Here is a 10,796-nt window from a genome sequence, read left to right on the forward strand (position 1 = left end):
CGGCCAGGATGAAGCGTTCATGAAACGCCCACTCTTCGTCCGACATCAGGTCTCGTGCCAAGCTGGTCTCCATTGCAGATACCAGTTTGAATCACGTTCAGCCCGCCCTGTTAACACCTTTTGTCAACACGGCCTAGGCACGCCGTATCACGACCAGGCGAGCCTCAAGGGCGTCGGCTGCGATTGCCTCGGGCTTGCGCGGGGCGTCTGGCGCGAGGTTGTCGGCCCCGAGCCTTTCCCGATCCCGCCCTACAGCCGGGACTGGGGTGAGACCTGCCCGTACGAGGTATTGGCAGAGGGCGCGCGCCGCATGATGCCGGAGATCGCCCCGGCCGATGCCACTCCCGGCGCGCTGATCCTCTTTAGGATGATGCCGCGCGCCATCGCCAAGCACGTCGGGATCCAGACCGGCCCCGACACCTTTCTCCATGCCCACGAGCGGCTCGGCGTGATCGAGGAACCGCTTACCCAACCCTGGCGGCGGCGCATCGCCTTCGCCTTTCTTTTCCCGCAACGCTGAGACCCCGACATGGCCACCCTCATTCTCGGCGCCGCAGGTGCCGCCATCGGCGGCTCGATCGGTGGCGCGATCCTCGGCGTCAGCGCGGCGACCATCGGTGGGTTCATCGGCTCCACCATCGGCTCGGTCGTGGACAGCTGGATCGTGTCCTCGATCGCACCGACGCAGCGGATCGAAGGGGCGCGGCTCGACAGTTTGCGCATCACGTCCTCCACCGAGGGGGCGGTGATCCCGCGGCTTTACGGCCGCATGCGGATCGGCGGCAACATCATCTGGGCCACCGATTTCCGCGAGGAGACGAAGACCACCACGCAAGGCGGTGGCAAGGGCGGCGGGGGGCGGCAAGGTCAAAACCACCGAATACCAGTACTATGCGTCGTTCGCCGTCGCTTTGTGTGAAGGCCCGATCACCGGCATCGGGCGCGTCTGGGCGGACGGCAAGCCGATGGACCTCTCCGGCGTCACCTGGCGTTGGTATCCGGGGGACGAGGCGCAGGCGGCCGATCCGTTCATTTCGGCCAAGATGGGCGCTGCCAACACGCCTGCCTATCGTGGCACGGCCTATGTCGTTTTCGAGGAACTGCCGCTCTCGAGCTACGGCAATCGCCTGCCGCAGCTCTCCTTCGAGGTGTTCCGGCCGCTTGCCGATCCCGACACTGCCGAGCGGCTGACCCGGGCCGTGACCCTGATCCCGGCCTCGGGCGAGTTCACATATGCCACCCAAGCCATCCGCAAATCCTCCGGCGGCACGAAGCAGGCCGAGAACCTGAACGCTCTGCCCGACACCTCCGACATGGTCGTGGCGCTCGACCGCCTGCAGGCCATGGCACCGGCCGTCGAAAGCGTCAGCCTCGTCGTCGCCTGGTTCGGCGACGACCTGAGCGCAGGATCCTGCAAGGCGCGGCCCGGCGTCGAGGTCTCGGCCAAGTCGACCACGCCCGCCAGCTGGTCGGTGAATGGCGTCAGCCGCGCGAATGCGTTCCTCGTCAGCCGCGACGATCAGGATCGTCCGGTCTATGGCGGCACGCCGTCCGATTTCGCGGTGGTGCAGGCGATACAGGAGATGAAGGCGCGCGGGCTGCGCGTGACCTTCTATCCCTTCATCCTGATGGACGTCCCGCCGGGCAACAGCCTACCGAACCCGTATTCCGACAATTCCGCCGAGGTCGATCAGCCCACATTTCCCTGACGCGGTCGGATCACCTGTTCAACTGCGGCAGGCTATGCCGGGAGCGTGGACAAGACGGCCACGGCGTCGAGCCAGGTCGCAGCCTTCTTCGGCACCGCCAGCCCCCCCCCGACTTCGCGATTTCGTGCGAGACCGTCTCCTGGACCGGCCCTTCGGGTGCACGAGGCGGCGGTTGCCGCCAAGCGCGCGCCCAGCGTCGCGCGGGAGAATGCGCCCGCGAGAATGCCGACCAGCGTCATGCGGATCTGCACGCTGGACAGGAAGCGGCCGGGATCCTCGGCCAGCCGGATGGCTGTGGCGGCCCCCTTGTTGCCCTTGTCGGCCACCATCTTCAGCCGCGCGTGCCGGCCGGAGACGATGGCGAGTTCGGAAATAGCCAGAAGGCCGTTGATCAGCGTCAGCAGAATGACGATCGCAATCTCAAGGTGCATTTTATCCAACTCTTGTCGAACGTTCGGCCATTGATCCTGATGATGGTGCATACTGTTGAGCGTATGCTGGCCACGGGTCCTGTGTGGTGCTTTGGGTCAGTTCCTGAAGATGCGGACTGCACTCGCGAGAGCGCCCTAAAGATCCAGTAGGTGGGCAAAGAAGTGCTCGCGCGCAACGAAGGGTTTGTCGCCGCGCCTGCAGAACTCCTCCTCCAGCGTATCCAGAAGGCGCCCGCAAAAGCGGCGAAAACGGAGCCGATCATGACCAGCCCCGCTACCGCGGTTCCCACCAACCATGCGGAAGCATTCACATCGAACACGCCGTACCACACGCCGCCGAGCGTCTGGCCCGGCGGGAAGGTCGCGATCGCGTTGGTGCGGGCCATGGCATCCGCGACGCCCGGCGCCATCGAGATCATGCCCGGTGTCAGCGTCTGAAAGGCGATAGCACAGATGACAAGGACGCACAGCGTCGTGGTCATCTCCGCGACTGCGGAACGCGCGCCTGCATATTCGCCAAGAGCGCCTGCGATCCGCTGGCCAAGGGCTTCAGCCTCTGCGGCGCTGGCGCGCCGGCGGATCATCTCGCGAAACTGCGGTGCCGCGAGGACGGCGCGCCAGGGCGGACGGGTCGCGGGCCAGGTCCAGAAGATCGGTCACGACGAGCATCTCGACCCGCCGACGGGACAGCCAGTCTGCCGTTTCTCTCCAGCCGATGCGGCGGCAAAGATATGCGGCGGAGCGGGTCAGCACGAGGACCGGCGACGAGGAGACGTTGACAGGCGCCCGGAGGATGTCCCATCCGAGGGCCGCGCCATTAAGCCAGGCGTTCCGGGCCAGGTGAAGTGCCGTGCCACGAAGCTGTCGACCATCGACCGGCGGCTGTCGAAGTACTCAAGGAGGAGCGGACTGCCGCTTCCCTCGGCGGTCAGTGCGCCCTTCGATGATGAGCCCATGGCGGTGACCCACCATCTCCTTTCTGTAAGCCATTCACGCGGGATGCGTTTTGCCAATCAAACGTCGGGCATTCGCGCTTTGGTACCAATCTGGAAATCTCGTATCGAGATAGCGCGACTGCAAGAGCTTCAGCGAGGATTCTTTTCTACCGGCCGACTTCGCAACCAGCTTTAATTTCTACGGCATCTTGTAGCCGACCCCTTTGATACACAGTTCTGCGCGTAAGGCGGATCAACTGCCTGCGAGGGCCAGTTGCCGTGGACTATCTCTATCTTATTGCCGGATTGGTGGGGTTGTTCTTCGGTGGCGAGGCGCTGGTGCGCGGCAGCGTCGGCATCGCCCGGCGCATGGCGATCCCGCCGCTGCTGATCGGCCTCACGGTTGTCGGCTTCGGCACCTCAACGCCCGAGTTGCTGGTCTCGGTCGATGCCGCATGGCGCGGGGTGCCCGATATCTCGCTTGGCAATATCGTTGGCTCCAACATCGCGAACATCCTGCTGATCATCGGCTTGTCGGCGCTGGTCTGGCCGATCAAGGTTATGGGGGCGACGCTGCGGCGCGACACTGCGGTGATGATGGCAGCGGCGCTGGTGCTCGTGCCTATCTTCGCCATGGCGCAGATGGGGCGGGCCGCAGGCTTGTTGCTGGTTACCGGACTGGTGGCCTACCTGGTTTGGGTCTACCGCCAGCCCGGTGCTATGGAGATCGAGGACGTTGGCGTGCCCGCTCCGGCCTCGGCGCTCGTGTCGGCGCTGTGGGTCATCGGCGGACTGGTCGCCCTGATGGTGGGCGCCCGGTTCCTGGTGAACGGCGCGGTCAACATCGCGCGCGGCTATGGCATCTCGGAAGCGTTCATCGGGCTTACCATCGTCGCCGTCGGCACGTCGCTGCCGGAACTGGCGACGTCGCTGATCGCCGCCTTCCGCCGCCAGTCCGAGATCGCCATTGGTAACATCGTGGGCTCGAACATCTTTAACGTGTTGGGCATTCTGGGTATGACCGCGCTGATCGCGCCGATCCCGGTGGCCTCGCGGTTCCTGACCTTCGATCTGCCCCTCATGATCGCCGTCTCGCTGGTCCTGACCGCACTGCTGCTGACCCGCCCGGTGATCGGGCGCGGGATCGGTGTGGCGATGCTGGCGGGCTATGTCGCCTACGTCTGGGCCGCCCAGGGATGACAAACGCGCCGACACACGATGTGAGAAGGCCTGGAGCGATCCTGTCGCGGCTTCTCGTTGTGCTGGCGCTTGTGCTGTTCGGTCTGCCGCAGGCCCATGCGGATGGCACGGCGGCGAATGCCGAGCTAGCTGCCCAGAGCCAGATCGAGCAGGCCCTTGGCATCCCCCTTACGCAGCGGCACCTGCTGCGCGCGCAGCTGCCCGACGATACGTCGCCAGACGCGGTCGTACCGGGCGCTGCCGTGCCGGCTTGGGCAACTTGCAAAGCTGCGACCATATCGCCTGCGCCGCACCAATCTCTCCTGACCATCGCAAACCGTATCCTGCCCCCGGTCCGAGGGCCGCCTGCGGTCTGACGCGTCTTCGTCAGACTGAACTCTCAGGCAAGAATGGATACTGAACATGCGCCGACCAGCATGGGTCGTGATGACCTATGTCGTCCTGCTGCTTCTGGCAGTTGCGACGGCCCTCCCGAATTTTCTCCCCTCGACCGTCCGAAGCACGCTGCCGGACTGGGCGACCAGCCATACCGTCTCGTTGGGTCTGGACCTTCAGGGCGGCGCGCATCTGCTGCTCGCCGTGGACCGCGATGATCTCGCCGAGTCGCGCCTGCAGGAATTGCGCGAAACCCTTGCAGCCGAAATGCGCGCCCGGAACCTGAACCCGGGCGCGATCCGCACCGAGGGTCTGAGCCTGTCGACTCCCTCGGACAACGCCTTGCTGGCGACCATGCGAGAAGTCGCCGCCGCAACAGCAGAGCCGGGCAGTCCCTCCGACTTCACCGTGGACCTGTCCGGCGGCAACCTGCGGCTTGAGTTGACCGAGGCCGGTTTGGACCGCGCCGCCTCCAGTGCCGCCGACAGCAGCCTCGAGGTGATCCGCCACCGCGTCGACCAGGTTGGTGTCTCGGAACCCGTCATCAGCCGGGTCGGCAAGGACCGTATCCTCGTGCAGATGCCCGGGGTGGAGAACCCGGCCCAGCTCCGTGAACTGCTGGGTTCGACCGCGAAGATGAGCTTCCAGATGGTCGCACCCGGTCCCGGGCCTGGCGTGTCGATGCTGGAGATGCGAGACGGCTCCGGCGCGATACCAGTCGAGGATCGCGTGGTGCTGTCGGGCGACCGGCTAGACCGGGCAGCCTCTGCTTTCGACCCAGATACCGGCCGTCCGATGGTCACCTTTGCCTTCGACCGGCAGGGGGCAGTCGTCTTTGGCAATATCACCGGGGCCAACATCGGCCAGCGTTTTGCCGTTGTCCTCGATGGCGCAGTGCTGACTGCGCCGGTGATCCAGGCCGCCATTCCTGGTGGTCAAGGCCAGATCACCGGCGATTTCACGGTCGAGGAGGCTCAAACGCTGGCAGTGCTGCTGACATCGGGCGCACTGCCCGCCTCGCTGGATATCATAGAGGAGCGTAGCGTCGGCGCCGCTCTCGGTGCAGATTCCATCAAGGCCGGGCTCATTACCGGTGCCGTGGGCTTGGCGCTGGTCGTGGCGACGATGGTGGGGCTTTACGGCGGCTGGGGCCTGCTGGCCAGCGGGGTTCTCGGGCTGAATGTCATGCTGACGCTGACGGCGCTCGGGCTACTGGGCGCCACGCTGACCTTGCCGGGGATCGCGGGCATCATCCTGTGCCTGGGGATCGCTGTGGACAGCAACATCCTGATCTTCAGCCGCATCCGCGAGGAGACGGCGAAAGGCGCCAGCGCCATCAAGGCGCTGACACAGGGCTATGCGCGGGCCTGGTCCACGATCCTCGATGCCAACATCACCACGCTGCTGGCGATGGTGCTTCTGTTCATGTTCGGCGCGGGCGCTGTCCGCGGCTTCGCCATCACCATGAGCCTCGGCATCCTGATCTCTATGTTCACCGCCGTAGTGCTGATGCGGATGATGATGGAGGCGCTGGTGCGTCGCCGCAAACCCGCGCGGCTTGTCATCGCCCCATTGATCGGCGGGGTACCCGCGCCTGGCGCCTTCTCGTTCATGAGGCGCGGGCGGCTCGCGCTGGCCTTGTCAGCACTGCTTTCTCTGGGAGCGGTGGGCGCGCTGGTGTGGCCTGGGCCGAACCTCGGCATCGACTTCACCGGCGGAGTGCAGATGGTGTTGCGGTCCGACGCGCCGGTACCGCTGGCAGAGCTGCGCGCGGCGATTGCGACGGGCGTGCCGGGGGATGCTAGCCTGCAGGCCTTCGGCGATCCGAACGAGGCGCTGATCCGCGTGCAGGGCGAGGCCGGGCAAGCCACGGTCGCTGCGGTGGAAGCGGCCGCCGCGCAGGCCGTTCCAGGCGCGGTTTTCAACCAGATCGACCTCGTCGGCCCGACCATCAGCGGCGAGCTTGCCACAACCGGGCTCATTGCCCTGTCGCTCGCGGTGCTGGGGATGCTGGCCTACATCTGGGTGCGGTTCGAGTGGCACTTCGCTGCCGGGGCCATTGCGGTGCTCTTCCTCGACATCACCAAGACCGTCGGTGTCATCGCGGTGACCGGGTGGGAGGTGAACCTGACCACCATCGTCGCCCTGCTGACGCTGATTGGCTATTCGGTGAACGACAAGGTGGTGGTCTATGACCGGATCCGAGAACATCTGCGGGGTGGTGCCGACGAGCCGCTGTCGGATGTGATCGACCGCAGCCTCAACCAGGTTCTGGCGCGCTGCATTTTCACCTCCGGCACGACGCTGGCGGCGCTGCTGCCGATGGCGATCTGGGGTGGACAGGCCGTCGCCGGGTTTGCCTGGCCGATGATCGCGGGGGTTGTGATCGCGACGGGATCATCGCTGTTCGTCTCGGGGCCGGTGCTGGCATGGCTCGCCACACGCAGCCCGGCTGAGAGGAGCGGACCCACATTAGAGCAAGCAGGCTAGGCGAAGCACGCGCCGGGAGAAGCAAAGCTCCTGGCGCAATTCGCCTGGCGGCGTTCAGACATTTTCATCGCACGAGACAGATCATGCTCACGCAAACGAAGGGCCCTGATTTACACTCTGTCAAGGTGTCGGCGGGTCCTGATCTTGAGGAAGTCAATGAGCAAGGCGAATTTACCGCCGGAACCATTGAGGAAGGTGCGGAAACCTTTGCAGTCAAGACGTATGGCAAAATCTTCGGCATCACACGTCAGGCTATCATCAATGACGATCTCGATGTGTTCTCGAATATGTTCCCCCTTCTTGGTCAACGTGCCGCCAGCACTGAGGCGAAACTGTTCGCCGGATTGCTGGAAGAAAATGCCGGGCTTGGCCCTCATCTCGCGGATGGCAGAACGCTTTTCCACGCAGCACACGGAAACCTTGCCTCTGCATCTATGACGCTGTCTGTCGCAAGCTTGGGTATCGCGCGGGTTGCCATGCGCCGCCAAACCGGCTTGGCAGGTGAGGCAATCAATGTGGTGCCCGCCTTCCTTGTGGTTCCGCCTGAGCTGGAAACGCTCGCTGAACAGGTCTTGACTGAGATCGCAGCAAGTGAGGTTGCCAACGCAAATCCCTTCGCGGGCAAGCTGCGGTTGCTTGTTGAGCCTCGCCTTGCCAGCCCTACCGCGTGGTATCTCTGCGCCGCCCCGGGTGCGCCTGACAGCTTACAGCACGCTTACCTTGACGGTGCCACCGGGCCTCAGCTCTTCACGCGCGAGGGCTTTGAGGTTGATGGCATCGAATACAAGGTCCGCATGGATTTCGGCGCGGGTTTCACGGGACATCGCGGCTGGTATCTGAGCCCTTCGGCATAAGCTGACGGTTCGGCATATCGCCACTGAGATCGTGCGGCAGGTTTTTTTCAACTTTCCTCCTGTCGCACGCTTCGGGATGCTTGGAGCCTGAGGCCAAGCATTCCACAAAGCCCGGTGAGGTTCTTCCTTGCCTTACCGGGCAATTCTATTGGGTATGACTATGGCAAACTCTGTAATTCCATCAAACGCGCCCGCGATCTGCGTAAGCAAGTCCGCCGCCGCTGCGATGCTGAACCTGTCGCCCGGCAAATTCTCTGAGCTGGTTTTGTCCGGTGCCATGCCAAGGCTGCGGTGCGTCGACTCTCGCCGCCTGTGGCCGGCGAGTGAACTGTACGTTTGCGCGGCGGCACTGCCCATGCAGGATGAGGATGATACTTGGGGTGATCTCTGATGGCGCGCCGGATCAAGCGCGAGTTTCCCGGCGTGACCGCGTATTTTGATCGCCATCAAAAACGCCGTTACCGCTTTCGCCAGAAGGGGTTTTCGTCTGAAATCCACGGTGAATACGGCTCTGATAATTTTCGCCGGAACTATAAGCGGTCAATCAGGGGTTACAGGTCGCAGGAAATCGGAGCAACGGCCACAAAGCGGGGCACGATCATGGTGATTACGATTTGCCAGAAACCCTCTCTTATCAAATTTCCCTAAATTGTCCCATCGGCGCTGACGTCAGACAAATTGTGTCATGCTAAACCCGCCAGCTCACCTTGAGACAGAGTTTGTGACATTACCACCAAACATCACCCGCTTCGTCTGCACTATCTGGGTGATCCATGACCCGCCGCCTTCAGTCCAGTTAACTGTCAGAAATATAACACATTACTAGTCATCAGCAGGGTAAAATCGGCCAGTTACTTGGGGAATGCGGGTTATAGTATCTATCCTTTCCTTGAATTCTGCGATGAATAGCCGCGCTGGTTCAGATAGCTTTCGTTTGCGATTGTGAACACACATGATTTCCCTCCTTATTCGAGGCTCTATAGGGAATTGCCGTAGCTGGCCGGTTTTTAGCGCGCGTTGAATGGAGATTGGTGGCATGATGGCCAGATAGTCCGTTTTTCTAACGAAATCCTCTATCAGTTTCATTTCATCAAGTTCTATCTTCGGCTCAAGTTTGATACCAATGCGATTGGCAGCATCATCGATCACGGTGCGGATGCCGTGCCGGATCGTAGGGAGCACAATTTTCAACTTCGCGATGTCAGCCAATGCCACGGCACCGTCGGAGCGAAAGCTGTTTTCCGGCGACGCAACAAGAGCAAGGTCCTCTTGTAAGATGTGGAGCGCACCTAGGTTTGGCCGCCCATTGGCCTGATTGATCACCGCGACATCAATTTTCCCGATGTCGAGCATTTCCAGAAAATCAACAGTGTATCCGCCCGTCACGGTAATGGATACGTCCGGATATTTGTTACAAAAGCTCTCCAAACATTCCGACAGCCCATAGGTTCGGAGCGATCCGATTACACCGACAGAAATTTGACCCGCGACGCGGCCGCCAAAACCGATAAGCTCTTCACGCGCCGAGGTGTATTCACGCAGGAGTGGCATCAGACGCGCATACGCCTGACGCCCTGCTGCAGTTGGGACCATGCCTTGCGATGTCCTGTCAAAAAGACGATGGCCGAGTTCATCTTCCAGCTTGGACAGCTGCATGCTGATCGCAGGTTGAACCACATGGGTTCTGCGCGCAGCGCGCGTTACCGATCCTTCTTCGAATAGAGCGACGAAATACTTGATTTGCCTTAGTTCCATTTCTGTACGTCCTGCCAAGTTTGAGATCGCGTTGTTTGATAGATGGCATCATCTATTATTAATAGCTGTTATTCTGTAGTCGAGGTTGACATTGAAACGAAATTGGAAGCATATTGTGGCTCAAGTTAAGAACGAAGGACCGCAGTTCACCCAAAATACCAGTAAAAAGCCTGAAGGATTTTCTGGTCTCCGCGGGTGGCTCGCGCATCTCGGCGCTAGGCTCCAGACCCATTGATTTCAGGCTTTTGGCATGATTCAGGTTCTGCAAGGAGACTTGATCCATGAGCAACCTTTTCTGGCTGACTGACGCGCAGATGGCGCGCCTGAGACCGTTCTTTCCGCGAAGCCACGGCAAACCTCGTGTTGATGATCGGCGCGTTCTGAGCGGAATAATCTTAATCAACCGCAATGGCTTGCTATGGTGCGATGCACCGAAGGGATATGGTCCTGCGCAAACCCTCTATAACCGCATCGAGATCATGTTCGGCAGGCTCAAAGACTGGCGGCGCTTTGCCACCCGATACGACCGATGCCCGGAAACCTTCTTCTCCGCCATCGCTCTCGCCGCAACTGTTCTGTTCTGGCTATGAAAAAGAACGAGTCTGGAGCCTAAGTCACACGAATACGGCGTTGGCCACGCATCGTGCCTGTATCGCAGTTCATCGGCGCAACTCCGACGAGGGCTGAGAACTGAGCGGCCCCACTTCGCCTAACCCGTCCCGTTTGGCGATCATGGTCACGGCCGAGACTGGGCCAAAGCCTGGAATGGATGTCAGGATGTCAAAGCGATGTTTGAGCGCAGGCTCACTGCGAAGAAGCTGCTGAATTTCCGCGTTCAGCGCCTTGAGGTGGCGCTCGGTCATCGCGATCCGGGCCTTCAGTTGCGGTCGGATCAATCGGTGCTCGGTAAGCGTCGTCTCGACCCCACGTTGCTGATGATGGGTTCGGATGCGAGATGACTTCCATCTCATGATGGGGAGTGCGTTTCGCAATGTGCGCTACAAATTCGTTTCTCAAATCACTGGGCGTCGAGATTTACGCGTCGGG

10 protein-coding genes and 3 pseudogenes are annotated in these 10,796 nt (G+C 61.8%); 9 read left to right on the forward strand and 4 right to left on the reverse strand.

From position 1 onward, the window contains the following. Positions 1 to 133 precede the first annotated feature (133 nt). Positions 134 to 520, forward strand: a pseudogene (locus AB9K34_RS05525) (NlpC/P60 family protein); the annotation flags it as partial. A gap of 9 nt (positions 521 to 529) precedes the next feature. Beyond that, positions 530 to 1,876 (forward strand): annotated as a pseudogene (locus tag AB9K34_RS05530) (host specificity protein); the annotation flags it as partial. Here the strand turns inward: AB9K34_RS05530 and AB9K34_RS05535 are convergent. The 3 genes and pseudogenes from AB9K34_RS05535 to AB9K34_RS05545 all read right to left on the reverse strand — a co-directional run. Further along, positions 1,814 to 2,140, reverse strand: a pseudogene (locus AB9K34_RS05535) (CNNM domain-containing protein); the annotation flags it as partial. The pseudogenes AB9K34_RS05530 and AB9K34_RS05535 sit on opposite strands and share 63 nt — an antisense overlap. Continuing rightward, positions 2,107 to 2,724, reverse strand: a complete 618-nt coding sequence (locus tag AB9K34_RS05540) for a DUF6635 family protein (protein ID WP_369953435.1) — start codon at positions 2,722 to 2,724, stop codon at positions 2,107 to 2,109. The gene AB9K34_RS05540 and the pseudogene AB9K34_RS05535, both read right to left, overlap by 34 nt. After that, entirely contained in the window at positions 2,690 to 2,980 is a 291-nt protein-coding gene (locus AB9K34_RS05545; RefSeq protein WP_369953444.1) for a DUF6635 family protein, read from the reverse strand. Before AB9K34_RS05545 ends, AB9K34_RS05540 begins: the two co-directional genes overlap by 35 nt. Before the next feature lie 374 nt (positions 2,981 to 3,354). Here AB9K34_RS05545 and AB9K34_RS05550 point away from each other — a divergent pair, with 374 nt between their 5' ends. From AB9K34_RS05550 to AB9K34_RS05570, 5 genes are all read left to right on the forward strand, one after another. Next, on the forward strand, positions 3,355 to 4,275 hold the full coding sequence (locus tag AB9K34_RS05550; protein WP_369953436.1) for a calcium/sodium antiporter: 921 nt from the start codon (positions 3,355 to 3,357) through the stop codon (positions 4,273 to 4,275). 20 nt (positions 4,276 to 4,295) lie between these two features. Then, the gene (locus tag AB9K34_RS05555; protein ID WP_369953437.1) at positions 4,296 to 4,631 is read left to right on the forward strand and encodes a hypothetical protein; all 336 of its coding nucleotides are present in this window, start codon (positions 4,296 to 4,298) and stop codon (positions 4,629 to 4,631) included. Positions 4,632 to 4,677: 46 nt separating this feature from the next. Further along, complete coding sequence (secD, locus tag AB9K34_RS05560) at positions 4,678 to 7,140, forward strand: protein translocase subunit SecD (RefSeq protein ID WP_369953438.1); 2,463 nt, start codon at positions 4,678 to 4,680, stop codon at positions 7,138 to 7,140. 83 nt (positions 7,141 to 7,223) lie between these two features. Next, complete coding sequence (locus tag AB9K34_RS05565) at positions 7,224 to 7,994, forward strand: Mu-like prophage major head subunit gpT family protein (protein WP_369953439.1); 771 nt, start codon at positions 7,224 to 7,226, stop codon at positions 7,992 to 7,994. A gap of 390 nt (positions 7,995 to 8,384) precedes the next feature. Further along, positions 8,385 to 8,642: a hypothetical protein gene (locus AB9K34_RS05570; protein WP_369953440.1), complete on the forward strand. Its 258-nt coding sequence runs from the start codon at positions 8,385 to 8,387 to the stop codon at positions 8,640 to 8,642. A 174-nt stretch (positions 8,643 to 8,816) separates the two neighbouring features. Here AB9K34_RS05570 and AB9K34_RS05575 read toward each other — a convergent pair whose 3' ends face one another. Continuing rightward, the gene (locus tag AB9K34_RS05575) at positions 8,817 to 9,749 is read right to left on the reverse strand and encodes a LysR family transcriptional regulator (RefSeq protein WP_369953441.1); all 933 of its coding nucleotides are present in this window, start codon (positions 9,747 to 9,749) and stop codon (positions 8,817 to 8,819) included. Positions 9,750 to 10,030: 281 nt separating this feature from the next. Here AB9K34_RS05575 and AB9K34_RS05580 point away from each other — a divergent pair, with 281 nt between their 5' ends. Together AB9K34_RS05580 and AB9K34_RS05585 are read left to right on the forward strand one after the other, a co-directional pair. Then, positions 10,031 to 10,339 carry a transposase gene (locus tag AB9K34_RS05580; RefSeq protein ID WP_369953442.1) on the forward strand — a complete coding sequence of 103 codons (309 nt, stop codon included), beginning with the start codon at positions 10,031 to 10,033 and terminating at the stop codon, positions 10,337 to 10,339. A 198-nt stretch (positions 10,340 to 10,537) separates the two neighbouring features. After that, entirely contained in the window at positions 10,538 to 10,708 is a 171-nt protein-coding gene (locus AB9K34_RS05585; protein ID WP_369953443.1) for a hypothetical protein, read from the forward strand. Positions 10,709 to 10,796: the final 88 nt, after the last annotated feature.

Origin of the sequence: Sedimentitalea sp. XS_ASV28, assembly GCF_041224545.1 — a bacterium.
Classification (GTDB): domain Bacteria; phylum Pseudomonadota; class Alphaproteobacteria; order Rhodobacterales; family Rhodobacteraceae; genus Sedimentitalea.